General features: G+C 68.5%; 23 protein-coding genes. 12 read left to right on the forward strand and 11 right to left on the reverse strand.

The features are described 5' to 3' along the window. Window positions 1–11: 11 nt before the first annotated feature. Both BLW48_RS01835 and BLW48_RS01840 read left to right on the forward strand, forming a co-directional pair. Window positions 12–932, forward strand: a complete 921-nt coding sequence (locus tag BLW48_RS01835) for a LysR family transcriptional regulator (RefSeq protein WP_093172297.1) — start codon at window positions 12–14, stop codon at window positions 930–932. Next, a complete protein-coding gene (locus BLW48_RS01840) occupies window positions 929–1921 on the forward strand; it encodes a Bug family tripartite tricarboxylate transporter substrate binding protein (RefSeq protein ID WP_093172299.1) in 993 nt (330 codons plus the stop codon). The genes BLW48_RS01835 and BLW48_RS01840 overlap by 4 nt, the downstream gene beginning before the upstream one ends. On the opposite strand, the gene BLW48_RS01845 is transcribed toward BLW48_RS01840, so the two are convergent. Beyond that, on the reverse strand, window positions 1922–2485 hold the full coding sequence (locus tag BLW48_RS01845; protein WP_093050349.1) for a putative glycolipid-binding domain-containing protein: 564 nt from the start codon (window positions 2483–2485) through the stop codon (window positions 1922–1924). A gap of 95 nt (window positions 2486–2580) precedes the next feature. Between BLW48_RS01845 and BLW48_RS01850 the strand changes: the two genes are divergently transcribed. The 5 genes from BLW48_RS01850 (at window position 2581) to BLW48_RS01870 (ending at window position 7233) form a co-directional block, all read left to right on the forward strand. Then, window positions 2581–3105: a C4-dicarboxylate ABC transporter substrate-binding protein gene (locus BLW48_RS01850; RefSeq protein ID WP_093049090.1), complete on the forward strand. Its 525-nt coding sequence runs from the start codon at window positions 2581–2583 to the stop codon at window positions 3103–3105. Further along, complete coding sequence (locus tag BLW48_RS01855; protein WP_093172301.1) at window positions 3106–4593, forward strand: TRAP transporter large permease subunit; 1488 nt, start codon at window positions 3106–3108, stop codon at window positions 4591–4593. Between the two features lie 30 nt (window positions 4594–4623). Continuing rightward, window positions 4624–5229 carry a YiiX family permuted papain-like enzyme gene (locus BLW48_RS01860; protein WP_093172302.1) on the forward strand — a complete coding sequence of 202 codons (606 nt, stop codon included), beginning with the start codon at window positions 4624–4626 and terminating at the stop codon, window positions 5227–5229. 119 nt (window positions 5230–5348) lie between these two features. Next, on the forward strand, window positions 5349–6542 hold the full coding sequence (locus BLW48_RS01865) for a Y-family DNA polymerase (protein WP_093049081.1): 1194 nt from the start codon (window positions 5349–5351) through the stop codon (window positions 6540–6542). 7 nt (window positions 6543–6549) lie between these two features. Next, the gene (locus tag BLW48_RS01870) at window positions 6550–7233 is read left to right on the forward strand and encodes a TIGR02117 family protein (protein WP_093172304.1); all 684 of its coding nucleotides are present in this window, start codon (window positions 6550–6552) and stop codon (window positions 7231–7233) included. Window positions 7234–7243: 10 nt separating this feature from the next. On the opposite strand, the gene BLW48_RS01875 is transcribed toward BLW48_RS01870, so the two are convergent. Continuing rightward, on the reverse strand, window positions 7244–8287 hold the full coding sequence (locus tag BLW48_RS01875; RefSeq protein WP_093172306.1) for a purine-nucleoside phosphorylase: 1044 nt from the start codon (window positions 8285–8287) through the stop codon (window positions 7244–7246). Between the two features lie 121 nt (window positions 8288–8408). On the opposite strand from BLW48_RS01875, the gene BLW48_RS01880 reads away from it, so the two are divergent. Continuing rightward, complete coding sequence (locus BLW48_RS01880) at window positions 8409–9617, forward strand: DNA topoisomerase IB (protein ID WP_093172308.1); 1209 nt, start codon at window positions 8409–8411, stop codon at window positions 9615–9617. Here BLW48_RS01880 and BLW48_RS01885 read toward each other — a convergent pair. Further along, entirely contained in the window at window positions 9560–10240 is a 681-nt protein-coding gene (locus tag BLW48_RS01885) for a hypothetical protein (RefSeq protein ID WP_093049069.1), read from the reverse strand. The two genes, BLW48_RS01880 and BLW48_RS01885, sit on opposite strands and share 58 nt — an antisense overlap. Window positions 10241–10458: 218 nt before the next feature. On the opposite strand from BLW48_RS01885, the gene BLW48_RS01890 reads away from it, so the two are divergent. Next, entirely contained in the window at window positions 10459–10875 is a 417-nt protein-coding gene (locus tag BLW48_RS01890; RefSeq protein ID WP_093172309.1) for a nuclear transport factor 2 family protein, read from the forward strand. A gap of 1 nt (window position 10876) precedes the next feature. Here the strand turns inward: BLW48_RS01890 and BLW48_RS01895 are convergent, their stop codons facing one another. Genes BLW48_RS01895 through BLW48_RS01905 form a run of 3 tightly spaced genes read right to left on the reverse strand, consistent with a single transcriptional unit; the run spans window position 10877 to window position 15737 of the window. After that, window positions 10877–12376 (reverse strand): class I adenylate-forming enzyme family protein, encoded by a 1500-nt coding sequence (locus BLW48_RS01895; RefSeq protein ID WP_093172310.1) that lies wholly within the window; start codon window positions 12374–12376, stop codon window positions 10877–10879. Window positions 12377–12379: 3 nt separating this feature from the next. Beyond that, the gene (locus BLW48_RS01900; protein WP_093172312.1) at window positions 12380–13366 is read right to left on the reverse strand and encodes a Bug family tripartite tricarboxylate transporter substrate binding protein; all 987 of its coding nucleotides are present in this window, start codon (window positions 13364–13366) and stop codon (window positions 12380–12382) included. Window positions 13367–13409: 43 nt separating this feature from the next. Continuing rightward, entirely contained in the window at window positions 13410–15737 is a 2328-nt protein-coding gene (locus BLW48_RS01905; protein WP_093172314.1) for an acyl-CoA dehydrogenase family protein, read from the reverse strand. Window positions 15738–15844: 107 nt separating this feature from the next. Here BLW48_RS01905 and BLW48_RS01910 point away from each other — a divergent pair, with 107 nt between their 5' ends. The 3 genes from BLW48_RS01910 to BLW48_RS01920 are packed head-to-tail and all read left to right on the forward strand — an operon-like array spanning window position 15845 to window position 19179. Next, window positions 15845–16630 (forward strand): citryl-CoA lyase, encoded by a 786-nt coding sequence (locus tag BLW48_RS01910; RefSeq protein WP_093172316.1) that lies wholly within the window; start codon window positions 15845–15847, stop codon window positions 16628–16630. A 10-nt stretch (window positions 16631–16640) separates the two neighbouring features. Next, window positions 16641–17804, forward strand: a complete 1164-nt coding sequence (locus BLW48_RS01915; protein ID WP_093049052.1) for an acyl-CoA dehydrogenase family protein — start codon at window positions 16641–16643, stop codon at window positions 17802–17804. Window positions 17805–17814: 10 nt separating this feature from the next. Beyond that, window positions 17815–19179, forward strand: coding sequence for an MmgE/PrpD family protein (locus tag BLW48_RS01920; protein ID WP_093172319.1), 1365 nt, complete (start codon window positions 17815–17817; stop codon window positions 19177–19179). A 6-nt stretch (window positions 19180–19185) separates the two neighbouring features. Here the strand turns inward: BLW48_RS01920 and BLW48_RS01925 are convergent, their stop codons facing one another. From BLW48_RS01925 to BLW48_RS01945, 5 genes are all read right to left on the reverse strand, one after another. Continuing rightward, entirely contained in the window at window positions 19186–19893 is a 708-nt protein-coding gene (locus tag BLW48_RS01925; RefSeq protein ID WP_093049049.1) for an arylmalonate decarboxylase, read from the reverse strand. A gap of 297 nt (window positions 19894–20190) precedes the next feature. Next, the gene (locus BLW48_RS01930) at window positions 20191–21201 is read right to left on the reverse strand and encodes a Bug family tripartite tricarboxylate transporter substrate binding protein (RefSeq protein WP_093172321.1); all 1011 of its coding nucleotides are present in this window, start codon (window positions 21199–21201) and stop codon (window positions 20191–20193) included. A 90-nt stretch (window positions 21202–21291) separates the two neighbouring features. Next, the gene (locus BLW48_RS01935; protein WP_093172323.1) at window positions 21292–22446 is read right to left on the reverse strand and encodes a mandelate racemase/muconate lactonizing enzyme family protein; all 1155 of its coding nucleotides are present in this window, start codon (window positions 22444–22446) and stop codon (window positions 21292–21294) included. 99 nt (window positions 22447–22545) lie between these two features. Next, complete coding sequence (locus BLW48_RS01940; RefSeq protein ID WP_093172325.1) at window positions 22546–23433, reverse strand: LysR family transcriptional regulator; 888 nt, start codon at window positions 23431–23433, stop codon at window positions 22546–22548. 13 nt (window positions 23434–23446) lie between these two features. Further along, a complete protein-coding gene (locus BLW48_RS01945; protein WP_093049037.1) occupies window positions 23447–24337 on the reverse strand; it encodes a LysR family transcriptional regulator in 891 nt (296 codons plus the stop codon). Window positions 24338–24412: the final 75 nt, after the last annotated feature.

The raw sequence follows: 24412 nt of genomic DNA on the forward strand, positions 1-24412 counted from the left end.
ACGAAAAAAATATGGACATACGGGCACTGCGCTACTTCGCCGCCGTCGCGGAGACCGGCCACATGACACGCGCGGCCGAGCAACTGGGCATCCAGCAGCCGCCGCTCAGCCAGCAGATCAAGACGCTGGAACGCGAGCTGGGTGTGCTGCTGTTTCGCCGCCATCCGCGCGGCGTGGCCCTCACCGACGCGGGCCGCCTCTTTCAGACCGAGGCGCTGCGCATGCTGCAGGACATGGACGCCATGAAGCAGCGCATGGTGCGTGTAGTCAAGGGCCAGGCCGGCACGCTCGCAGTCGGCTTCACCAGCTCGGCCGCGGCGCACCGCTTCATGCCCGAGGCGCTGCGCGAGTTCCGCCGTGCGCACCCCGCGGTGGAGCTTCAGCTGCGCGAAGACAACGCCGCCGAACTCACCGAGGCGCTGGCCGCGGGCCGACTGCACTGCGGCCTGTTGCGCGTGCCGGTCGCGCGGCCCGAGGGGCTGGTGTTCGAGACGCTGCTGCGCGAGCCGGTGCTCGTTGCCATGCCCAGCGACCATCGCTTTGCCCTCGGCCGCAACAAGGCCTCGCGCCCGCTACCGCTCGCGAAGCTGTGCGAGGAAGGCATCATCCTCGTGCGCCGCCCCGGCGCGCCCGGCCTCTATGCCGACCTGCTAGCGCTGTGCCACGCCAAGGGCCTGCGCCCGCGCGTGGTGGCCGAAGTCGATCGCATGATGACCAACCTGAACCTAGTGGCCGCCGGTGTCGGCCTGTCGGTGGTGCCGGCCTCGATGACCGGCGTGCACGCACACGCCATCGCCTATGCGCGGCTGGCCGATGGCGGCCAGCTCGATGCGCCGCTCACGCTGGTGTCGCGCGTCGAGGAAGACAACCTGCCCGCGCAGCATTTCGCGGAGCTGCTGCGCAGGTTGGCTGTCGAAAATCCGGGGTCATGAGCTTGCTGCGGCGTCGTCATTTCATCCAGCGCGCGGGCGGCGCGCTCGCGACGGCGATGTGCGCGCTGCCGGAGGTGTCGCATGCCGCGCCATGGCCAAGCCGCCCGGTGCGCCTGATCGTGGTCTACCCGCCCGGCGGCGTGAGCGACGGCATGGCACGCGTGCTGGCAGAGCCTCTGGCGCAGTCGCTGGGCGTGCCGGTGCTGATCGAGAACCGTCCCGGCGCGGGCGGCAGTCTCGGCATGGATGCGCTCGCGCGCGCAACACCCGATGGCTGCACCCTGGCCTTCTCCGCCATCAGCCCGCTCACGCTGCACCCGCTGCTGGCGCGCGTGCCCTACGACCCGCAGCGCGCCTTCGTGCCCGTGGCCAGCGTGATGCGCACGCCGGTGCTTGTGGTGGGCACGCCGGCCTTCACAGGGCACGGCTTCGGTGAGCTGATCGCGCAGGCGCGCAGGCAACCGGGCGAGGTGCGCTGGGCCACCTCGGGCGTGGCGACCATCGGCCACCTGGTGCTGGCGCAGGTGCGCGTGCAGAGCCGCACCGACATCACGCACATCCCCTACCAGGGCGGCGGGCCTCAACTCAACGATGCGCTGAGCGGACAGTTCGAGGTGCTGTCGACCAACGTCGCGGCGCAGCAGCTTCAGTACATCGAAGGCGGGCGCTTCCAGGCGCTTGCAGTCGGCGCGCCTGCTCGCATCGAGGCACTGCCCGCGGTTCCCACGCTCGCGGAGCTGGGCTTCGAGAAGGCGAACCGCGATTCGCTCTTCGGCATCTTCGCGCCGGCACGCACGCCTGCGGCGGTGGTGCAGCGGCTCAATGCGGAGATCAATCGTGTGCTGGACAGCAGCGTGGTGCGTGCGCGGCTGCGTGGGGCATACAACCTGCCGGCCGGTGGTGGCACCGACGATTTTGCGCACGAGATTGCGGTTGATCGACGGCGCAATCGCGAACTGGTCGCGGGCGACCGCTCGCAGTTCGACTGATTACTTCTCGGCGACCCAGAGCCTCGGGTAGTCGCGCACGAAGCCGTCTTCCGTCACGCTCAACGTCGCCGCATAGTCGAAGCGCTTGGCCTCGTAGGCATATTCGCTCTCGCTACGCCGCTCGTAGCGCTGCGCCAGCTCGCTCAGCACGCCACCACCATCCAGATCGACCCAGGCCGCCGGAGCATCGGCGCCCTCGCCCTTCGCCAGGTTGAGCCGTCGCAACTGCAGCAGGTTGGTTGCAGGCGTGAAGCCCAGGTCGAGATCGACGCAGTGCGACAGGTCGGGCACCGCCTCGTCGTTGAGCTTCCAGTGGCCACGCGGGTCGCGGGCAATCGACAGATCGACGGCCACGTCGCCCAGCCAGCCGCGCACGGTGCCCCATTGGGTGTGCCAGTGCAGGTCGCAGCGCACGCGGTAGTGCAGTTGGCCGATGCGGCCGTCTTCCTGTCGGAACACGGCCGCGCCATCGAGTTGCCAGGCCGAGGCATTGCGTTCTAGACGGCAGGCGTCGTGGCCCGGTACATCGAGCCTGCGCCAAAGGATGGAGGCGACTGTTTGCATGGCGCGGATGATGGCACCGGCATGCTGCACCGCGCAAGCAATGACCCGCGCGGCCGCAGGTGGTGGTCAGGTTCCGGGAAGACTATCGGCGTCGCATGACGCCGCCATCTGCCGATCTTCCAGCCCCTCCCCCGCCGCCGGCCCCGCGCTGGCTCGACTGGATCGACCGCGCGGCGATGCCCTTTGCCATCGCAATCGCCCTGCTGCTGTTCGCCCAATGGCCGCTGCGCGACCTGGCCGGCTCGGGCAATGGCCCCACGCAGGCCAACGACCTTGCGCAGTGGCTGTTCGCGCTGTACGTGGCCGTGGCGCTGCGGCACGCCGGGCGCCGCGGCGCGCACCTCGTGGCGCGGCCCGACCTGGCTGCCGACACCAGCGGGCGCTTTGCGCGGCTGCGCCGCATCGGCGCGGCGCTGTGCGTGCTGCCGTGGGCGCTGTTCCTGATCGTGACGGCCACGGTGCCGGTGTGGCGCTCGGTGGCCGCGTTCGAGCTGTTCCCCGACACTTTCAACCCCGGCTATTTCATGATCAAGGTGGCGCTGCTGCTGCTCGCGGTGTTGCTGGCGGTGCAGAGCGCGCTCGATCTCCTGCGCGAACTGCGCCATCCACGAGGGCACTGAATGGCCTGGCTCGGACTCGCCCTGCTCGCGCTGGCCCTGGCGCTGATGATGACCACCGGCTGGCCGACTTATGCCGTGCTGCTCGGCGTGTGCACGCTGGGCGCGCTGGCCGGACTGGCGCTGGGCGCGTTCGATGCGGCGCTATTGCAGAACCTGCCGTGGCGCATCGTCGGCCTGCTGGAGCACGACCTGCTTCAGGCGCTGGCGCTCTATGCGCTGGTAGGCGCGCTGCTCAACCGGCTGGCACTGGCCGAGCACCTGTACAACGGCTTGCGCAAGGCGCTGGCTTTCGTCGCCCCGCGCGCCGCATCGGAGCTGGCCGGCATGGTGCTGGGGCTGATGCTCGCGCCGATGAACGGCTCGGTCGGCGCCAGCCTGCTGACGCTGGCGCGCACGGCCGGCAAGGGCTGGGCAGCCGAAGGCCTGCCCGCGGCACAACGCACCGCGCTCGTGGCCGTGACCAGCACGCTGGGCGTGATCGTGCCGCCATCGCTTGTGCTTCTGCTGCTCGGCGACGCGATGCTACGCGCCCACACCGAGGGCGTGAACATGGCGCGCACGCTGGCCTTGCCCACAGCCAATGCCAACCGCATCGTCAACACACAGGACATCCTCCAGGCCGCACTGGTGCCAGCAGCGGCGCTGCTGATCGGCTGGCTCGCGGTCGCGTGGTTCGGCGCCCGGCGCAACAAGCCCGCCGCCACTGCAGCACCGCGCGAGCCGATGCAGCCGCGCGAAGGCTGGACGCTGCTGCTCGTGCCCCTGCTGATCGGCGCTTTGCTCGTGCTGGTCACGCTGGGCAGGGTGCGCGCGGTCGAGGGCGCGGCCGCCGCCTGCGTGCTGCTGCTCGGCTGGGGCCTGGTGTCGCGCCAGCTCACGCGGGCGGTGCTGTGGCAGGTGCTCGACGACGCGATGGCGCTCACCGGCGCGCTGTATGCGCTGCTGGTGGCCGCGACCACTTTCTCGCTGCTGTTGCGCGGCTTCGGCACCGACGGGCTGATCGCGCGGCTCATGCTGTCGCTGCAGGGCCACCCCATGGTCGGGCTCATGGCGGTGCTGGCCGTGCTGCTGGCCTGCGCCTTCGTGCTCGACGCCTTCGAGCTGATCTTCCTCATCGTGCCCATCGTCATGCCGCCGGTGCTCGCCCAGCTCGACGACGCCGCATGGATCGCCACGCTGACCCTGCTGGTGCTGCAGGCCGGCTTCCTGCTGCCGCCTTTTGGCTATGCGCTGGTGCTGGCACGCGGGCAGGTCGCGCCGCGCCCGCCGGTGGCTGCCGTGGCGCGGGCACTGGCGCCTTACCTGGCGGTGCTCGCCACCGTGACCGCGCTGGTGATGGCGCTGCCCGAGACCACGCGCTGGCTGCGCACCTCGCCAACCGCGCTCGCGCCCGCCGAGCCGATGAACGATGAAGCGGTGGACCGCCTGATGCGCGAGATGGCGCCGCCCGACACCGGCGACAGCGCCGCTCCACCAGAGGAGAAATAGCGCCGCGGCGTGCCGCACAATGCGCGGCGTATGACATTCAAGCTCCCCGTCGCACTCGCGCTCGTCCTGTCCTTCAGCGCCAGCCACGCGGCGGCGTTGAAAGACGGCGACATCATCTTCCACACCTCGCGTTCGGCGCAGAGCATCGCGGTGCAGCGCGCCACCGGCTCGCGCTACAGCCACATGGGCATCGTGCTGTTGCGGGGCGGCAAGCCTTATGTGTTCGAGGCGGTGTCGACGGTGCGCTACACGCCGCTTGCGCAATGGACCGCGCGCGGCAACGGCGGGCACTACGTGGTGAAGCGGCTGCGCAATGCCGACACGCTACTGACACCAGGCGCAGTGGCCAAACTGCGCGCGGGCACCTCTGACTTCGAAGGGCGGCCCTACGACCTGACCTTCGAATGGTCCGACAAGCGCATCTACTGCTCCGAACTCGTGTGGAAGCTCTACCAGCGCGCGCTGGGCGTGCGCATCGGCGAGCTGCAGAAGATCCGCGAATTCAACCTGGGCGACCCTGCGGTGCGCGCCAAGATGCGCGAGCGCTATGGCGACAAGGTGCCGATGGACGAGCCGGTGATCTCGCCGGTGGCGATGTTCGAATCGCCGCTGCTCGTGACCGTCGAAACCCGCTGACCGAATCTCCCCCGCACGGGCACACGCCGCCCGACCGCGAGACAATCGTGGCCGTGAGTTCACAGACCCAGCCACCGTCACCTGCGACACCGCCGATCCGCCGCATCGCGCACCTCGACATGGACGCCTTCTACGCGTCGGTCGAGCTGCTGCGCTATCCGCAGCTCAAGGGCCTGCCGGTGGTGATCGGCGGCGGGCGGCGGCGCGTGGACGAAGCCATCCGCAACCTGCCCGAGGGCGGCACGCTGGCCGACATTCCGGTCGAGTCCTTTCCGCTGCTGAAGGACTACACCGGCCGCGGCGTGATCACCACCGCCACCTACCCGGCGCGGCAGTTCGGCGTGGGCTCGGCCATGGGGCTCATGAAGGCGGCCAAGCTGTGTCCGCAGGCCATCATCCTGCCGGTGGACTTCGACGAGTACCGGCGCTATTCGCGCGCCTTCAAGAACCTCATCCTGGAGGTCGCGCCGCTCATGGAAGACCGCGGCGTGGACGAGGTGTACATCGACTTCACCGACGTGCCCGGCGGCCAGCGCGACGGCGGGCGCTCGCTGGCACGACTGCTGCAAAAAGCCATCTTCGATGCCACCGGCCTGACCTGCTCCATCGGCGTGGCGCCCAACAAGCTCATCGCCAAGATGGCGAGCGAGTTCAACAAGCCCAACGGCATCTCCATCGTCTACGAGGACGATCTCGAATCGCGCATCTGGCCGCTGCCCTGCCGCAAGGTGAACGGCATCGGCCCCAAGGCCGACGAGAAGCTCAAGCGCTTCGGCATCGAAACGGTGGGCCAGCTCGCGGCGCGCGACCGCGACTGGCTCATTGCCACCTTCGGCAAGGCCACCGGCGCATGGATGCACGAGGTGGCCTGGGGCCGCGACAACCGCCCGGTGGTGACCGAGAGCGAGCCCGTGTCGATGAGCCGCGAGACCACCTTCGACCGCGACCTGCACGCGGTGCGCGACCGCGCCGAGCTGGGCGCGATCTTCACGCAGCTGTGTGAGCAGCTCGCCGCCGACCTGCAGCGCAAGGGCTACGTGGGCAAGACCATCGGCATCAAGCTGCGCTACGACGATTTCAAGATCGCCACGCGCGACCAGACCATCGACCGCTTCACGGACGACGCGAAGACCATCCGCCACACGGGCGGTCTGTGCCTGAAACGCGTGCCGCTGGAGCGCCCGCTGCGCCTCCTGGGCGTGCGTGTGGGCGCGCTGGCAAAGGCGGGCAGCCCCGAGGCGCTGGCGCCCGCCGGGGCCGGTGCGCATCGCGCCGCGTCGGAACCGGCGGCGACCACCGCGTCGCTGTTCTGAACACGCCATGGTGAAACGCTGGCTGCGGCGCATCGCCTTCACGCTGCTGGGCTTCGTTGCACTGGTCGGCCTCTACGTAGCCACGGCCTGCGTGCTGGTGTTCTGGCCGGCCAATGCGAAGCCATCGAACGATGCAGCCGCCGACGTGCAGGCCTGGGTGCTGAGCAACGGCGTGCACACCGACTACGTGTTCCCCATCCGATCGGCCACCGTCGACTGGCTGCAGGTGTTCCCGCTGAAAGACTTCAAGGCGCCGCCGCCCGATGCCGAGTTCATCGCCATCGGCTGGGGCGACCGCGAGTTCTACCTGAACACGCCCACCTGGGGCGACCTGACGGCGGCGCGCGCCTTCGGGGCTCTGTCGGGCGGCAACCGCGCGCTGATGCATGTGAGCTACCTGCGGCGCAACCAGCTGGGGCGCGGCGCCTACAGCCTGCCGCTCTCGCAGGCGCAGTACGCGCAACTGGCCGGCTACGTGCGCGCCGCGCTGCCCTCGGGCCAGGCCACGCCCATCGCGGGCGCGCACTACGACAGCCAGGACGCCTTCTACGAAGCCGAAGGCGGCTACAACCTCTTCGAGACCTGCAACACCTGGACTGGGCGCGGGCTGCGGCGCTCGGGCGTCACCGTCAGCCGCTGGACGCCCTTCGACTTCACGGTGACGTGGCACCTGAAGCCGGTGCGGCCCTGAGCGACGAAGCTCAGGGCTTGGGTACGCCGGCCGACCACTGCGGCCAGTTCGCGACGATGTGATCGACCACGCGGCTGCCCACCAGCTCGATGTTTTCCACCGTCTCGGCAAAGCCGCCGGCCGTTTCGCCCGGTGCAGGGTCCAGGTGCTGCAGCGTGGTTTCCTTCGGGCTGCCCTGGTCGAAGTTGACGGCGCCGCGCAGGCTCATCACGCGGTCGGTGCCGTGGGTGCGCTTGATCACGAGGGTGATGGCGGCGGCTTCCATTTCGGTGATGACGTAGTCGTCGGCACCGTAGAGCTTGGCGATGTACTGCGCCTGCTTCGACATGCCGGGGCCGTGGAAGAAGGTGTCGCCGGTCATGTGCGTGCCGGTGCCCACGAAGGGCGCGCGGCGGGCCGCGGCATCGGGGTAGCGCAGGCGGTACTTGCGGGCCGAGTCGGCGTCTTTCAGCGGCGTGTCGGCCGAGAGCTTCATGGCCCAGCCCACGAGGTCGGGGTTGAGCTTGAAGCGGCGGTATTCCTCGTAGCCCTTGCGCGGCATGAAGGTCGGCTCGCCGGGCTTGTTCTCTTCGGGTGCCCAGCGGTGGCCCAGGTCGTAGTCGACCAGCCAGGTGGCCCAGCTCACTTCGCCGATGGTGCCGCGCGAGGGCGGAGTGCCGGCCACGCCCGAGATCAGGTAGTAGCTCTGCGAGAAGTCGAACTGCGGGTTCAGCAAGATGGCCTGCATCGACGACGACGAGTTGACCTTGCCCATGCCGAGCACCGCGCCGCACACGCCGTCGGTGTTGCAGTACACGGGCTGCAGTGCGCCGGGCACCGCAATGGGCCTGGCGCCCTTCCAGTAGCGCTCGTACCAGTGCTGGAACTCGCCGGCGCGGTCACCGGTGTTCTGGCCGATCTCGAACATGGCGGCGACGAAGACCTTGACCTTCACGGGCGCAGCCGGGGCAGATGCGGTCGGGGTCGAAGTGGAAGCACAGGCCGTGAACAGCAGCGCCGCGGCGGGCACGGCCAGCCAGCGGGCGGTGAAAAGGGAGGGCTTGAAAGAAGTCATTCTGGAACCCGTTAAGAAGGACAAGGACGGCAGGACAAGGACAACAAGCGCGTCCGGCGTCCTACAACCGCCGATTGTCGGTGCTGGCAAAAGCGCGATGTAACGCCATCACGCAAACACCATGCCGGACTCTTCCACTCCTGCAAAGCCTCCGTCAAAGCCGACGCCCATCGCCAACGGCCTCGTCTACGTGAACCCCGACATGCCCGGCATCCGCCGCCTGAAGCACGGCGAGCGCTTTCGCTATCGCGATGCCAAGGGGCAATGGCTGCGCGACGTGGACGAGATCTCGCGCATCCGCATGCTGGCCATTCCGCCGGCCTACACCCAGGTCTGGATCTGCCCGCTGCCCAACGGCCACCTGCAGGCCACCGGCATCGACGCACGCGGGCGCAAACAATACCGCTACCACGCCGACTGGCGCTCGATGAAGGACGAGACCAAGTTCGACCGCCTCGAAGCCTTCGCGCTCGCGCTGCCGCGCATCCGCGCCCGTGTGGCGCGCGACCTGCAATTGCCAAGGGGCCAGAAGGCGCCGGGCCGCAGCCAGGTGCTCGCGGCGGTGGTGCGCCTGCTCGACACCACGCTGCTGCGCGTGGGCAACGAGGAATACGCGAGCAGCAACGGCTCCTACGGCCTCACCACGCTGCGCAACCGGCATGCGGCCGTGCAGGGCCAGGCCCTGCGGCTGCGCTTTCGGGGCAAGAGCGGCGTGATGCACGAGGCGAAGCTCGACGACCCGCGCGTGGCCAGGGTGGTACGGCAATGCCAGCAACTGCCGGGGCAGGCGCTGTTCCAGTACGTGGACGAGGATGCAGAGGGAGGCGGAAATGGCGAACTGCGCAGCGTCTCGTCCACCGACGTGAACGACTACCTGGCCGAAGCCGCGCAAGGCGAGCGCTTCACCGCGAAGGATTTCCGCACCTGGCACGGCACCGTGCAGGCGCTGGAACTCACCCGGCTGGCCTGCGAGCCGGGCCGCACCGCTGCCGACGGCACTCGCTACAGCGCAAAGGACATCCTCGCGGCCGTCGCCAGGCAACTCGGCAACACGCCCGCAGTCTGCAAGAAGGCGTACGTGCACCCTGCCGTGCTGGCGCTGGGCAGTGCGCTCTCGGAGGGCGACGAAGCCACCGGCGCACTGTTCGAAAGGATCGCTGGGCACGGCACGGCCAGGCCATCACGTGGGCTGCATGCGGCCGAACGGCGGCTGCTGGCCTTCCTGCGAGCGCCACGGGGGAGGCGTGCAGCGCGAGGCCGCAACAGCAAGACTCAGTTGCCGGTCGCGAGCACGAGGCGCACGCTGTCGCCATCCAGCGCCACGGCGTAGCCAAGGTCTTCAGCCAGGTTCTGCAGCGCGACGGCGTCGATGGCCAGGGCGCGCGGTGCGCGGTGCGCATCGAGCACGGCGGGCGTGCCACCGGGTTCGCGCGGCAGGGCCGTGAGGCGCAGTGCATTCGCACCATCTGCCTCGACACGGATCGCCCCCGCCTCGGCCGCACCGTCGTGCAGGTACCCCAACGCCCCGAGGAACAGATAGCGCAGGGCTGCCGCGGCAGGCCAGCGGTGCTCGTCTTCCTGCGGATCGAGCGAGGCATCGGCGTCGAGCGACACGCCGTGCAGGTCGAAGGCCGAGCGCATCAGCGCCACGCATTGCGCCACCAGCGCGCTGCGGGTGATGCCGTCGTCGGTGGTGGCCAGTTCCCAATCGCGCAGCGAGCGGACGGCTTCGATCAGCTCCGACACCTGGTTGTCTATCAGCGCCACCCGCTCTTCGCAGGCCACGGCGTCGATGGTGGCGGCGCCAACCTGCCGCTTGAGCATCAGCAGCGCCATGCGGATCACCGAGACGGGCGCCGCCATGTCGTGCCGCAGGGCGGGCAACGCACGTGTGAGCAGTTCGTGGCGCACGCCGGCGGCGATCCAGCTGCGCGCACTGGGCGAGGCCTTCATTGCGCAGCAGCCACGGGCGTCGGGTTCATCGGCACGGTCACGAGGTACTTCCTGAAACGGGGGAGTTAACAAGTATCGTGCCCGACCCCGGGTGCGGGTGTAGGAGCGTGCCTACGATGGCCCCGCCCACCGGTTGGGAATGTCCGGAAACGGCGCGCCGACGCTCGGCCCTGCCTCTACCTTCGTGCCTCCGTCCACTCCCGCCCCGATCGATCCTCATGACCCCAGAGCAGAACAAGCGCGCCGTCACCGAAGCCTGGAAGGCCTTTGCGAGCCGCGACCCGCAGCGCATCCAGGCCGTCTTCACCGAAGACGCCGAATGGCTGGCGCCCAAAGGCAACGCGACAGCGGTGGCGCTCGACGTACCCGACCACATGATCGGACCGGCTGCGATCGCGCACTTCCTGGTCGAGGCCTTTCCCAAACTCTTCGTCGCAGACGTCGCGGTGAGCTTCTCTCACCTGTACTGCGACGGCGACACCGTGATCCTCGAAGAGCGCATGCAGGCCACGCTGGCCAGCGGCAGGCACTACGACAACGACTACTGCTTCGTCTTCGAGCTGCGCGAAGGCCGCATCGCCCGGGTGCGCGAGTACATGGACACGCAGAAGGGCCGGGCCGCGATCTTCGGTTGAATCAGCCGACCGGCGCGCAACGCGCCTGCAACTCGCGCTTGAGCAGCTTGCCGTTGGCCGTGGTCGGCATCGCGTCGATCACCTCGATGCGGGCCGGGCGCTTGTAGGGCGACAGATGCTCGACAAGGTGCGTGCGCAGAGCCGCCTCGTCGAGCACCGCACCAGGCTTCAGCTCGACGAAGGCGACGACCTGCTCGTTGCCGTCGGCCTCGGGCACGCCGACCACCGCGCACAGGTGCACGCCGTCGAAGCGGCCGATGACCGCCTCGATCTCCGCCGGGTATACGTTGAAGCCCGAGCGGATGATCATTTCCTTCAGCCGGCCGACCACGAACAGCGCGCCGTCGCTGCCGAAGCGCCCGAGATCGCCGGTGGCGTACCAGCCGCCGGGGCGCATCACCTGCGCCGTGGCGGCGGCATCGCGGAAGTAGCCGAGCATGAGGCCGGGGCCGCGCAGCCAGATCTCGCCGGTATCGCCGGGCGCGGCGTCATTGCCGTCGAGGGTCACGATGCGGGCCTCGCCGCCTTCCACCGCGTAGCCCGCCGAGGTATCCGCGCGCGGCGACTCGGTGCGCGTGAGAAACACCGAGCCCGCGTACTCCGACAGCCCGTAGCCATAGTGCAGCGGCTGGCCGAACAACTGCTCCACGCGCTGCTTGAGCGCCGGATCGAGCGGCGCCGAGCCGGTGTAGACGTAGCGCAGCTGCGGAAAGCGCGGCGCCACGCCCTCCGCCTCGATGTGGGCCAGCAGGCGCGCATACATCGTCGGCGGCCCGAGCAGGTTCGACACCTGTTCGTGCGCCAGCGCCTGCAGCATGTCGGCCGGCGAGAAGCTGCCGCGCAGCACCAGCGCGGCACCGCCCGTGAGCGCGGCCATCAGCACCGTGCCGATGCCGAAGATGTGCGTCATCGGCAGGAAGGCGTAGGCGCGGTCGCGCTCGCTCAGCGCACGCACCTGCGCCGAGACGCGGCCGAAATGCAGCAGGCCGCGGTGCGACACCATCACGCCCTTGGGCGTGCCCGAGGTGCCGGAAGTGAAGATGATGGCGGCCGTGTCGGCCAATGCCGGGTCGGGCTCGGTGCGCGCTTCGGCACGCACGGCCGAGCGCATCACGCCTTCGAGCGCGGAAGGCTCTGCACCGGCCCTCTGCGCATGCCTTTCAGCAGCTTCGGATGCCCCGGTCGTGAAGTAGCAAAGCCGTGCATCCGCACGCTCCGCAATGGCCGTGATCTCGCCCGGCGACATGCGCGCATTCACGCCGCACGACCACGCCCCGACGCGGCTGCAGGCCATGAGCAGCGCGATATGCGCGGCGCAGTTCTCGGCCACCAGCACCACGCGGTCGGTCGGCCGCACACCGGCGGCCAGCAGGTCGTTTGCGGCGGCATCGACCATCGATTGCAGCGCCGCATACGTCGTCGTCCCAGCGGGTTCGAAAAGAAAGACAGCCTCCGGCGTGTGAGCCGCGCGTGCCTCCAACAACTGATGAATCTTCTGCATCGCCTATTCCGCCTCGATGCCCTTGGACGCCGTCGCCCAGAGCTGGCGATCTGACCTGCCCTTCGTCGCCAGCAGGTCGGCCGCACCAGACCACACGTCGTAGCCCTGCTCGCGCAGCCGGTGCGCGATGTCTTCGCGCGCCAGCATCTTCTGCGCCGCGGCGTTCATGCGCGCGACCAGCGCAGGGTCCATGCGCGCCGGGCCGTAGAGGCCGAACCAGCCGCCCACGTCGTAGCCGGGCACGCCCGACTCGATCATGGTCGGCACATCGGGCAGCATGCGGTTGCGCTGACGCGAGGTGACGGCCAGCGCGCGCACCTTGCCCGTCTGGATGAAGGGCTTCGAGGTGGCGATGATGTCGAACATCATGGTCACGGTGCCGCCCATCACGTCGGCGAGCGCCGGTGCACTGCCTTTGTAGGGCACGTGCGTCAGCTGCACGCCGGTCATCTTCTCCAGCAGCGCACCGCTCAGGTGGTTTGAGGCGCCCACGCCCGCCGAGCCGTAGAACACCTTGCCGGGCCGCGACTTCGCGTAGGCCAGCAACTCGGCGAGGTTGCGCACCGGCACTTCGTTGTTGACGACGAGCACGTTGGTGTAGTCCACCAGCGGCGCGATGGGCGTCAGGTCCTTCATCGGGTCGAAGGCCATCTTGCGCTGCACGTTCGGGTTGATGGTGATGGTCGGGCTCGCGCCGAAGAACAGCATCGTGCCGTCGGGCGCGGCCTTGGCGACCGCGTCGCCGCCGAGCGAGCCGCTGGCGCCGGGACGGTTGTCGACGATGACCTGCGTGCCCAGCTCCTGGCTCAGCGCGGGTGCGAGCAGGCGCGCGGCGCCGTCGACCGGGCCGCCTGCGGAATAGCCGACGACGAGCTTGATGAGCGGCGGCAAGGGCTGCTGCGCGAAAGCACGGTGCGGCAATGCGGTCAGCGCCGCGCTGCCTGCCATCGCGGCCATGAGGTGTCGGCGCGAGAAGTGAGTCGATGTCATGAGCGTTGTCTCCTGTTGTGTATTTCTTCGTCGGCTACATCGCTCAGGCCGGCAGGTCGAGCACCTGGCGCGCGAGGATGTTGCGCTGTATCTCGTTGGTCCCGCCGTAGATCATTGCGGCGGTGGAGCCGATGAGCGGAGAGAGCACGTTGAAGCTCTGCCCGTCGAGCAACTGGTCGCCGGCCACGGCACCCTGCTCTTCGCCCGCCTCGACCAGCAGCGCGCCGATGCGGTGATAGGTCTCGCTCGCCCAGATCTTCAGCAGCGACACCGAAGCCGGCAGCGGCTTGCCGGCGCGCACGATGCTCGCGAAACCCGTGTAGGCGGCCGACAGGTCGAGCACGTCGAGCCGCAGCGCGGCGAAGCGCTGCGCGAACACCGGGTCGGCAAACAGGCGCCGCGCCTGCGCCAGCCGCGCCAGCTGGCCCAGCGCGTACTGCGACTGCTTGGGGCTGCCCAGGAAGATGCGCTCGAAGCCCAGCAGCGCCTTCGCAATGGTCCAGCCGCCATGCAGCTTGCCCACGAGGTTTTCTGCCGGCACGCGCACGTTGTCGAAGAACACTTCGCAGAACTCGGGCTCGCCGGCCAGCGTATGAATCGGCCGGATGGTGATGCCCGGCGTGCGCAGGTCGCACAGCAGGAAGCTGATGCCCTCCTGCTTGCGTGCGTCCTTGTCGGTGCGCACGAGCATGAAGATGTGGTTGGCGTCCTGCGCGAGCGTGGTCCAGATCTTCTGGCCGTTCACGACGAAGTGATCGCCCTGCGCGTCGCGCGCGGGCAGCGCCTCGGTGCGCAGGCCCGCGAGGTCGGAGCCGGCATTGGGCTCGGAGTAACCCTGGCACCAGACATGCTCGCCGCTCAGGATGCGCGGCAGAAAGCGCTGCTGCTGCTCGGGCGTGCCGTGCTGGATGAGCAGCGGGCCGATCATCACGATGCCCTGGTCGGGCGCGCGCGCCACGCCGTGCTGCTCCAGCTCCTCGATCCACGCGATGAGCTTGTCCGCCGGCAGGCCCATGCCGCCATGCGCCTGCGGCCACGCGGGCGCGATCCAGCCTTGCGCCGACAGCGTGAGATACCACTCGCGCATCTCGCTCCAGCGCGCGCGGTGCGAGAGATAACGCAGTTGCGGCGGATAGCGCTGCTGCAGGAAGGCGCGCACCATGCTGCGGAAGTCGGCCTCGGGCATGGCGGACCAGTCCGCGGTGCGCGGAAACTCACCCTGCCACTCGGCCGCCCCCGTCGTGGCTTCCGCATCGCCCGACAGCGACGCATGCCGGCGCTGATGCGCGCTGACGTTGCCCAGCCAGGCCGACAGGCACAGCACACGCTTGTAGAACAGGCTCAGGTCGCACTCCTGCGTGTAGCCGATGGCGCCATGCAACTGCACCGATGCTCGCGACGCCTGCAGCGCAGCGGCTGTGCAGCGCGCGTTGACGCGACTCGCCTCGGCTTCGATCCGGTCCGCCGGCAAGCCCTGTGCAGCCAGAGCCAGCACCTCGTTCAACGTGGCCTGCGCCACTTCGAGGTGGATGAACATGTCGACACAGCGATGCTGCAGCGCCTGAAAGCTGCCGATGGGCTTGCCGAACTGCGAGCGCGTGCGCAGGTAGGCCAGCGTCTGCGCCAGCATGGCCTGCCCCGCGCCCAGCAGCTCGGCCGATTGCAGGATCTGGCCGGCCGCAAGGGCATGGCGCAACGCATCCTGCGCGGCCGGGCCTTCGGCCAGCACCGCGCCGGGCGGCAACGCCACCTGCTCGAAGCGCAGGTTCGAGGCCTGGCTGCCATCGACCAGCGGCACCAGCGTTTCGGTCACGCCTTCGGTGCCGCGTGGCACCCACAGCAGCACCGCATCGTCCTCTCCGCGCGCCGACACCAGCCAGCCGCTGGCAGCCGCACCGGGCAGCACCATGAGTTTTTCGCCTTGCAGCAGCACGCCGCCTGTGTGCCCGGGCCGTACTTCGCAGCCGCAGGCCAGCGGCACCGCGCTCAGGTCGCCGGCGCTTTCCTGCCATGCCAGCGCGGGCAGGCTGCGGCCCGCGACCAATTCAGCGAGCAGGGCATCCGCGCCCGGCGTGCCGAGCCGCGCCAGCAGCAGCGCGCTGAGGCCGGCCACGGCCAGCAGCGGCTCGGGCGCCACATGCTCGCCCGCAGCCCGCAGGATCTCCGCCGCGCCGTCGAGGCCCAGCGCGAGGCCGCCGGCCGATTCGGGCGCCAGCATGCCGGGCCAGCCCAGCGCGGCGATGCCGCCCCAGCCGTCGGCCTCGTCGGCACCGGGTTGTTCCATGCATGCGCGCCGCCGCTGGATAGCGCGGCTGCGAACGAAGTAGTCGAGCGCCGATTCGCGCACTGCCGAAAGTGATTCAAGATCCATCGCCGCAGCGTGCCTGAAGACCCCGCGAGCGAGCATTTGCATTTGCCGAAGGGAGGGTTTCGCAATCAGAGAACCACCCCGCGCGAGGGCGGGCTAGATTCGCTGCCATGACGAAAATCAAGAAATCCCTGCACACCGAGCTGGGCCACAGCACGCCCGACAAGATCACCGTGCGCGGGCGCGACCTGCCTTCGGAAATCCTCGGCCACCTGAATCTCGGCGACATGGCCTTCCTGGAGCTGACAGGGCGCATCCCGACGCCGCAGGAATCCGTCACCTTCAACGCCATCGTCGTCACGCTGGTGGAGCACGGCATCACGCCCAGCGCGCTGGCTGCTCGCCTCACTTATGCGGGCGCACCCGAAGCACTGCAAGCCGCCGTGGCTGCCGGCCTTTGCGGCCTGGGCACGGTGTTCGTCGGCAGCACCGAGGGCGCCGCGAAGATGCTCTACGAAGCGATTCCCTTTGGCGAGAAGCCCACGCGCCCGCTCGCCGACATGGCAAAAGACATCGTGGCCGACCATCGCGCGCACAAGCAGATCGTGCCGGGCCTTGGCCATCCGCTGCACAAGCCCATCGACCCGCGCACGCCGCGCCTGTTCCAGATCGCGGCGGAGAACGGGCTCTCCACGCACTATGTCGCGCTGATGCAGGCGGTGCAGGAAGAAGCCGAGCGCGTGTCGGGCAAGTCGCTGCCGATCAACGCGACCGGGGCCATCGGCGCCATTGCGGCCGAGTTCGGCTTTCCGTGGAAGATCATTCGCGGCTTCGGCGTGATGGCGCGCGCCATCGGCCTCGTGGGCCACATCCTGGAGGAGATCGACGACCCGATGGCCATCGAGATCTGGCAACGCGTGGAGAAAGAAGCCGGCGGCCCCGCCAGGACTGACTGAGCAACGACCGATGAACAACGCCAACGACAAGAGCTTTCCCGACATTCGCGACGCCGTGCGCGACCTGTGCGCGCAGTTTCCCGATGCCTACTTCCGCAAGATCGACGAGGCACGCGGCTACCCCGCCGAATTCGTCGACGCGCTCACCAAGGCCGGCTGGATGGCCGCGCTGATCCCGCAGGAGTACGGCGGCTCGGGCCTGGGGCTGACCGAGGCCTCGGTGATCATGGAAGAAATCAACCGCTGCGGCGGCAACTCCGGCGCCTGCCACGGCCAGATGTACAACATGGGCACGCTGCTGCGCCACGGCAGCGAAGCGCAGAAGCGCAACTACCTGCCGAAGATCGCCAACGGCGAACTGCGCCTGCAATCGATGGGCGTGACCGAGCCCACCACCGGCACCGACACCACGAAGATCAAGACCACGGCGGTGAAGAAGGGCGACCGCTACGTCATCAACGGCCAGAAAGTGTGGATCTCGCGCATCCAGCATTCGGACCTGATGATCTTGTTGGCGCGCACCACGCCGCTGGCGGACGTGAAGAAGAAGTCCGAGGGCATGTCGATCTTCATCGTCGACCTGCGCGAGGCCATCGGCAAGGGGCTCACGGTACAGCCCATCCTGAACATGGTGAACCACGAGACCAACGAGCTGTTCTTCGAGAACCTCGAGATTCCGGCCGAGAACCTGATCGGCGAGGAAGGCCAGGGCTTCAAGTACATCCTCGACGGGCTCAACGCCGAGCGCACGCTGATCGCGGCCGAATGCATAGGCGACGGCTACTGGTTCATCGACCGGGTAACGGCCTACACCAAGGAGCGCGTGGTGTTCGGCCGGCCCATCGGTCAGAACCAGGGCGTGCAGTTTCCGATTGCCGAGGCGTTCATCGAAGTGGAAGCGGCGAACCTGATGCGCTATGAAGCCTGTCGCCTCTTCGACGCGCACCAGCCCTGCGGCGCGCAGGCCAACATGGCGAAGTACCTTGCGGCCAAGGCGAGCTGGGAGGCGGCGAACGCGTGCCTGCAGTTCCATGGCGGCTTCGGCTTTGCGTGTGAATACGACATCGAGCGCAAGTTCAGGGAGACGCGGCTATATCAGGTGGCACCGATCTCGACCAACCTGATCCTGAGTTATGTGGCAGAGCACATGCTCGGCCTGCCCCGTTCGTTCTGAAGGAATGCACATGAACCCAGTCGACCATCCGAGCAAGGTGCTCGCGACCTTCGCCGCTGAACTGCAGTTCGCTGACATCCCCGCCCCCGTGCTGCGCCGCACCGAAGACCTGATGCTCGACTGGCTGGGCTCCGTGCTCGCGGCCCGCACCGCACGGCCGGTGCGCAGCATCGAACGCTTCGCGCAGATGATGGGCCCCGCCGACGGACCCAGCGAGATACTGACCTCGCGCCGCACCAGCTCGCCAGTGTTCGCTGCGTTGGTCAATGCAGCGGCCTCGCATTTCGTGGAGCAGGACGATGTGCACAACGGCTCGGTGTTCCATCCGGCCGCCGTGGTGATTGCGCCTGCGCTGGCCGTGGCGCAGAGCATCGGTGCGAGCGGCGCACAGCTGTTGACGGCTGTTGTCGCGGGCTACGAGGTGGGCATCCGCGTTGGCGAATTTCTCGGACGCTCGCACTACAAGACCTTTCATACGACCGCGACTGCAGGCACGCTCGCAGCCGCCGCTGCGGTGGGCCGTTTGCTGAGCCTCACGCCACAGCAGATGCTGCACGCCTTCGGCTCGGCCGGCACGCAGTCGGCCGGCGTGTGGGAGTTCCTGCGCGACGCGGCCGATTCCAAGCAGCTGCACTGCGCGCATGCGGCAGCGAGCGGGCTGATGTCGGCCTACCTCGCGCAAGACGGCTTCACCGGCGCCGCGAAGATCCTCGAAGGCGCGCAGGGCCTGGGCGTCGGCATGTCGAGCGACGCCGACCCTGCGAAGCTCACCGACGGCCTCGGCACGCGCTGGACGCTGGCCGAGACCTCCTTCAAATACCACGCCTCCTGCCGCCACACCCACCCTGCCGCCGATGCGCTGCTGCAGGTGATGACGCAGAACAAGCTGAAGCCCATCGACGTGTCTCACGTGACCACGCACGTGCACCAGGGCGCCATCGACGTGCTGGGCCGCGTGACCGTGCCGGCCACCGTGCACCAGGGCAAGTTCTCGATGGGCACAGTGCTGGGCCTCATCGCCGTGCACGGCCGCGCGGGCCTAGGCGAGTTCGACCGCGACTTTCTCGCGCCCGAGGTCTCGGCCTTCCGCGACAAGGTGGCGATGCAGCTCGACGAAGAAGTCGATACCGCCTACCCCGCACGCTGGATCGGCAAGGTCAGCGTGCAGACCCAAGACGGCCGCACGCTGCAGGGCCGTGTGGATGAACCGAAGGGCGACCCCGGCAACAGCCTGGACCGCGCGGAGATCGAAGACAAGATGCAGCGCCTGGCGCACTACGGCGAAGGCGTGACGGCAGAAGAAGCGAAGGCGCTGTGCGAGCGGGTCTGGCAACTGGCCGATACGCCGCGCGTGGGGCGCTGGCTTATCGGCTGAAGCGGCTCAGGCGAACAGGCGTCCCTGGCCGGGCACGCGCGGATCGAGCCCGGCGGTGCCGACGAGGTCCCAGAAGCCTGCGGGCGAACTCGAGACCACGGGCACCCGCAGGCGCGCTTCGACTTCGCGCACCGCATCGAGCGTGACCAGCCCGCCGCAAGAGATGAGAATGCCGTCGGCGCCGGGCTGGGCATCGAAGACCTTCAGGCACAGATCGACCAGCACCTGCGTCGGAACTTCGCCCACGGCCTTCACGTCGGAGATGGAAAGGCCTTCGAGCGCGAGGGGTTCGAAGTCGCTCTGTTCCAGGTACTTGCGCAGGTGCAGGTTGACTTCGTCGATGTACGCGGTGGCCACCGCCACGCGCCGCACTCCGAGGTGACGCAGTGCGCCGACGATGGCGTTGCTCATGGTGGTGCAGGGCAATCCAGTGGCACGCGCCATCTCGACTTCGAGTTGCCGGTTGAAGGCCGCACCGCGAAAGAAGCTCAGCGAGGTGCCCATGAGCGAGACCGCGCTCACGCCCTCCTCCTTGAGCGCCACGGCTTTCTCGACCACGGAGTCGATGACGTCGAGATAACCGCGTGTCGAGATTTCTCCAAGGCCCAGGCCTTTGGCACTGAAGCGGATGCGTTCGCCGTAAAGCAGCGGGCCGTCTACCGGCACTTCGCCGGCTGCGGGGGGGACGATCAGGCCCAGGTGAGGTGTGGTCATTTCGATGGCTCCATGCTTTTTTTGGCTCTTGTTTCGGGGTATGTGCACAGGCCACCGGGTACTCCCCTCCGCGAATGTCCCCCGGCCTGCGGCCTCCTCCTTTATTTCGCTGCGGGGAGCACCCGGCGCCCTGTGCACCGGACGTGCTGTCGGTTTGCGGCTGATTAACCAGTGCTCTGAACGATCACGACGGCGGGGTGCCTTGCGCAGCGAAATAAAGGAGGAGGGGCGAAGCCCCGGGGGACATTCGCGGAGCAAGGTACCCCGTCGGCGTGAGCGCCCCACGAACAAAAAAACTCAATTCCCCTCAGCCACGATGCGCTGATCAGAAATGATCTTCTTCCACCGAGAAGTCTCCGCAGCCATGTCCTTCCCAAGCTGCGAAGGCGTTGCATAGGCACGCAGCGTGCCCTGCGCCGCGGCAGCCGTGCCGGCCTCCGGCGTATCGAGCACCGACTTCACCGCAGCCGACAGCTTCTCGACCACATCGTTCGGCGTGCCCGCGGGTGCCAGCACAAAGATGCGCGGCGCCACATCGAACCCCGGCAGCGCATCGGCCAACGGCGGCACGCTCTCCGCGCCTTCCAGCTTGGCCGTGTTCATCAGCGCCACCGCGCGCAGCTTGCCCGCCTTGGCCTGCGCCATGCCCGCCGTCGCGCTCACCACGCCAAGAGGAATCTGCCCGCCGATCACGTCCGGCACGATCTGCGCGGCGCCGCGGTACGGCACATGCACCACCGAACTGCCGGTGGCCTGTTTGAGCATCTCGAAGCCCAGATGCTGCACCGTGCCGACACCCGACGTGGCATACGAATAGCGCGAGGCATTGGCCTTGAGCTCCTTCACCAGCTCGGCCGGCGTCTTCGCGGGAAAGTCGTTGTTGGCGACGATCATCAGCGGCGAGATGAAGGCGCCCGCCACCGGCTTGAAGCTGGTGAGCGGATCGATGCCGATCTTCGGCTGCAGCAGCTTGGCAATGAGCAAGGCGCTGTCGCCCATCATCAGCGTGTAGCCGTCGGGCGGCGCCTTGGCGACGAACTCGGCCGCGATGAGCCCCGTGGCGCCGGTGCGGTTCTCCACCAGCACCTGCTGGCCCAGCACGGCCGACAGGCGCACGCCGAGCAGGCGGGCCACCGCATCGACACCGCCGCCGGCCGAATAGCCGACCACGAGGCGAATCGGCTTGTCGGGGTACTTCTGGGCCCAGGCCACGGGTGCCGCGAGGGTGAACGCACCCGCAAGGCCCAGGGCCGCCATTGCGCGCAGTGCATGGCGGCGCGCGGGTCGAATCGCTTGTCTGGCTTTCATCTTGTCTCCGTTGTCTTGGTCGGAATCGCCGGCCGTCTGTCGCGGCCTGGTCGTGAAGGAAAGTGTCGACGGAAGGCAGCGCCTGGCCGCTCAGGCCTTGCCCTTGCCGTGCGAGGTCGGCAGCTTCGCCAGCTCTCGCACGCGCTCTGCATTGGGCGCGAAGCCCAGGCCCGGTGTCTCGGGCAGCGTGAGCCAGCCCTGGTCGGGCACCGGCAGGCCGTCGAATATCTGCTTGAGCATCTGCACCGCGACGTAGTGGTACTCGACCAGCCCGCCGTTCGACACGCCCGCATGCAGATGCATGTTGTGGAAGGGCCAGGCGCCACCGTTGTCGATGGGCACGTTGAAAGCCTGCGCCATGCCCGCGATCTTCAGGCACTGCGAGTAGCCGCCCGAGATGGTCACGTTGGGCTGCAGCACGTCGGCTGCCTGGTTCACCAGCAGGTCGCGGAAGCGGAAGGCCAGCCCCTCGTTCTGGCCGCAGGCGAGCGGAATACGGGTGCGCGCGCGCAGCTGTGCCATCTGGCGCACGTCGTTCTGCGTGAGCGGCTCCTCGAAGAAGCTGATGCCGTAGGGCTCGATGCGGTGTGCGAGTTCGGTAGCATGGAACAGGTCGAGACCGCAGTTGGCGTCGACGTACAGCTTCACGTCGGGGCCCACGGCCTCGCGCACGGCGGCGACGCGGCGCACGTCTTCGGCGATGACTTCGTCAAGCGGACGCGGCTCGTCGCGGCGCGCGAGCGCGTGGTTTCCGACGGTCATCTTCAGGCGCTGGAAGCCCTGCGACACCCACAGCTTCGCGGCGGCCGCGAGCTGGTCGCGCTCGAAGAAGCCGAAGCCGAAGGTGGCGTACACCGGCACCTTGGCGCGCGCGCCGCCGAGCAGGCGCCACAGCGGCTGGCCCAGCGCGCGGGCCTTGATGTCCCACAGCGCGATGTCGAGCGCTGCGATGGCATGACTGGCGTAGCCGGTCTGGCCGCGCGGCGAGAGCAGCCAGTAGAGCTTGTCCCACAGGCGCTCGGTGGCCATCGGGTCTTCGCCGATCAGCGCGGGGCCCGCCACCTCGCGCACGGCTGCGGCAACGATTTCTTCCTCGGTGATGGCAGTCATGCCGTGGCCGACGAGGCCGGTGTCGGTCTCGATCTCTGTGAGGCACAGCGACAGCGAGGTCTGCTTGTTCAGGCCGACCACGTCGATGGTGACGGGAATGTTCAGCGGCGTGGCGCTGACGCGAACGATCTTCAAGGGTGTCTCCTTTGGTTTGCGCGATCTTTGCGCGCGGGCCGCGAGAGAACAATTCGTTTTTGGCGGGCGCGAGGCTTCGCGCGGCGCGAAGCCTCGTGCTCAGTCTGGCCGGCCTAGGTGCTCCAGCACCGAGCGCGCAGCCACGGTCAAATCTTGCTGCCTGCGCACGCACAGCAGGTGGCGACGCATGGCCCAGGGCGCATCGAGCTTCAGGCAGCGCAGCTTCAATATCTGCAGCTGCGGCAGGATGGCCGCATAGGGCAGCACGCCGATGCCCACGCCCTGCTCCACCATGCGGCACACCATGTCGAAGCTGCCCACCTGCATGCGCACCTTGAGCGGCACCTGCGCCTCCAGCGCAGCGGCCAGCAGCACGCGGTGCAGGGCCGTGCCTTCGCGCACCACGATATGGTCGTGGCGCAGCACCTCGTCCACGCCGATGCGCTTGCGCCGGGCCAGTGGGTGGTCGCGTGCGATCACCACGGCCAGCTCGTCGTTGCGGTAGGACAGGCATTCGAGACCGTCGGCGGGCGTGTTGCCCTCGATCACGCCGATGTCGGCCAGGCCTGCCTGCACGGCCTTCACCACCTCGGTGCTGGCGCGCTCCTGCAGGTCGATCTTCAGCACCGGGTGCAGCCGCAGGAAGGAGCCGATCTGCGCCGGCAGAAACTGCGCGATGGTCGATGCATTGGCCGTGATGCTGACCACGCCCGCCACACCGTTCTGGAAATCGTCCAGCTCGGCGCCGAGCCGGTCCATGGCCGAGAGCACCGCGCGCGCATGCAGCAGCAGGCCATGCCCCGCCGACGTGAGCGTGACGCCGCGCGCATGGCGCACCAGCAGCGGCAGCCGCGCGCGGGCTTCAAGATCGGAGATTCGTTTGCTGGCCGCCGCGAGCGCGATATGGCAGCGCTTGGCGCCCTCGCTGATGCTGCCGTGATCGGCCACGGCCACGAACAGGCGCAGCGACTTCAGGTCGGCGGACATGATGGCCGCGCCCTCAATGCGCGACGAGGTGGTCGAACAGCTCGCGCGCCGAGGCTGGCAGCTGCTCGCGGTTGCGCGCGATCAGCTTCAGCTCGCGCTCGGCCCAGGCATCGCTGAGCGCCACGGTCGAGATGCGCATCGCCATCGACAGCCTTTGCGCGGAAGACGCAGGCAGCACGCCAACCCCCACGCCCGCTTCGATCATCAGGCAGATGGCCTCGAAGCTGCTGACCTGGATGCGCGGGTTGAAGCCCCGCCCCGCCAGCTCGGCGCGGCGCTGCAGGAAGCGGTGGATGGCGCTGCCGTGGTGCAGGCCCACGTGCTGCTCGTCGAGCGTATCGGCAAAGGCCACTGAAGACGCGCCCGCGAGGTGGTGCGTGGTGGGCACGACCAGCACGAGCTGGTTGCTGCCGAACGGCCGTGCATCGAAGTCGCCCGTGTGCACGTCGCCGGCGAGGATGCCGATGTCGGCCTCGCCGTCGGCCACCGCGCGCACGATCTCTTCGCTCAGGTATTCGCGCAGGTCGACCTGCACGGCCGGGTGCTGCGTGAGAAAGCCCGCGAGCTTCTGCGGCAGGTACTCGGTAATCGAGGTGGTGTTGGCGAACACGCGCACATGGCCCTTGATGCCCTTGCCGAAGTCCTGCATGTCGCAGCGCAGGTGCTCCATCTGCTGCATCACGCGCTTGGCGTGGTACAGCACCGCCTGCCCCGCGGCAGTGAGGCTCACGCCCTGCGCGCTGCGGTGCAACAGCTTGCCTCCCACGGCCTCTTCCATCTGCTTGATGCGGGTGGAGGCGGCGGCCAGCGAGATGCAGGCCTTCTCGGCGCCGCGCGTGAGGCTGCGCGCGTCCGCCACATAGACGAACAGTTTCAGGTCGAACAGGTCGAAGTGCAGGTTCACCGGGCGCGGGCATCAAAGAGGAAGGGAACGCGCATTGTCCGGCGAATGGTGCCGTGCGTACCCTCTTGCGGGTTT

The sequence above is a fragment of the Variovorax sp. YR266 genome, from assembly GCF_900107295.1.
Lineage (GTDB): Bacteria > Pseudomonadota > Gammaproteobacteria > Burkholderiales > Burkholderiaceae_C > Variovorax.

Excerpts from the sequence above, each read along its gene's own strand:
- BLW48_RS01860 (WP_093172302.1), top strand. The coding sequence starts at position 4,624 with ATGACATTCAAGCTCCCCGTCGCACTCGCGCTCGTCCTGTCCTTCAGC.
- BLW48_RS01835 (WP_093172297.1), top strand. The coding sequence starts at position 12 with ATGGACATACGGGCACTGCGCTACTTCGCCGCCGTCGCGGAGACCGGC.
- BLW48_RS01870 (WP_093172304.1), top strand. The coding sequence starts at position 6,550 with ATGGTGAAACGCTGGCTGCGGCGCATCGCCTTCACGCTGCTGGGCTTC.
- BLW48_RS01900 (WP_093172312.1), bottom strand. The coding sequence starts at position 13,366 with ATGACATCGACTCACTTCTCGCGCCGACACCTCATGGCCGCGATGGCA.
- BLW48_RS01880 (WP_093172308.1), top strand. The coding sequence starts at position 8,409 with ATGCCGGACTCTTCCACTCCTGCAAAGCCTCCGTCAAAGCCGACGCCC.
- BLW48_RS01910 (WP_093172316.1), top strand. The coding sequence starts at position 15,845 with ATGACGAAAATCAAGAAATCCCTGCACACCGAGCTGGGCCACAGCACG.
- BLW48_RS01930 (WP_093172321.1), bottom strand. The coding sequence starts at position 21,201 with ATGAAAGCCAGACAAGCGATTCGACCCGCGCGCCGCCATGCACTGCGC.
- BLW48_RS01890 (WP_093172309.1), top strand. The coding sequence starts at position 10,459 with ATGACCCCAGAGCAGAACAAGCGCGCCGTCACCGAAGCCTGGAAGGCC.
- BLW48_RS01885 (WP_093049069.1), bottom strand. The coding sequence starts at position 10,240 with ATGAAGGCCTCGCCCAGTGCGCGCAGCTGGATCGCCGCCGGCGTGCGC.
- BLW48_RS01845 (WP_093050349.1), bottom strand. The coding sequence starts at position 2,485 with ATGCAAACAGTCGCCTCCATCCTTTGGCGCAGGCTCGATGTACCGGGC.
- BLW48_RS01940 (WP_093172325.1), bottom strand. The coding sequence starts at position 23,433 with ATGTCCGCCGACCTGAAGTCGCTGCGCCTGTTCGTGGCCGTGGCCGAT.
- BLW48_RS01840 (WP_093172299.1), top strand. The coding sequence starts at position 929 with ATGAGCTTGCTGCGGCGTCGTCATTTCATCCAGCGCGCGGGCGGCGCG.
- BLW48_RS01865 (WP_093049081.1), top strand. The coding sequence starts at position 5,349 with ATGGACGCCTTCTACGCGTCGGTCGAGCTGCTGCGCTATCCGCAGCTC.
- BLW48_RS01895 (WP_093172310.1), bottom strand. The coding sequence starts at position 12,376 with ATGCAGAAGATTCATCAGTTGTTGGAGGCACGCGCGGCTCACACGCCG.
- BLW48_RS01905 (WP_093172314.1), bottom strand. The coding sequence starts at position 15,737 with ATGGATCTTGAATCACTTTCGGCAGTGCGCGAATCGGCGCTCGACTAC.
- BLW48_RS01920 (WP_093172319.1), top strand. The coding sequence starts at position 17,815 with ATGAACCCAGTCGACCATCCGAGCAAGGTGCTCGCGACCTTCGCCGCT.
- BLW48_RS01850 (WP_093049090.1), top strand. The coding sequence starts at position 2,581 with ATGACGCCGCCATCTGCCGATCTTCCAGCCCCTCCCCCGCCGCCGGCC.
- BLW48_RS01855 (WP_093172301.1), top strand. The coding sequence starts at position 3,106 with ATGGCCTGGCTCGGACTCGCCCTGCTCGCGCTGGCCCTGGCGCTGATG.
- BLW48_RS01925 (WP_093049049.1), bottom strand. The coding sequence starts at position 19,893 with ATGACCACACCTCACCTGGGCCTGATCGTCCCCCCCGCAGCCGGCGAA.
- BLW48_RS01875 (WP_093172306.1), bottom strand. The coding sequence starts at position 8,287 with ATGACTTCTTTCAAGCCCTCCCTTTTCACCGCCCGCTGGCTGGCCGTG.
- BLW48_RS01915 (WP_093049052.1), top strand. The coding sequence starts at position 16,641 with ATGAACAACGCCAACGACAAGAGCTTTCCCGACATTCGCGACGCCGTG.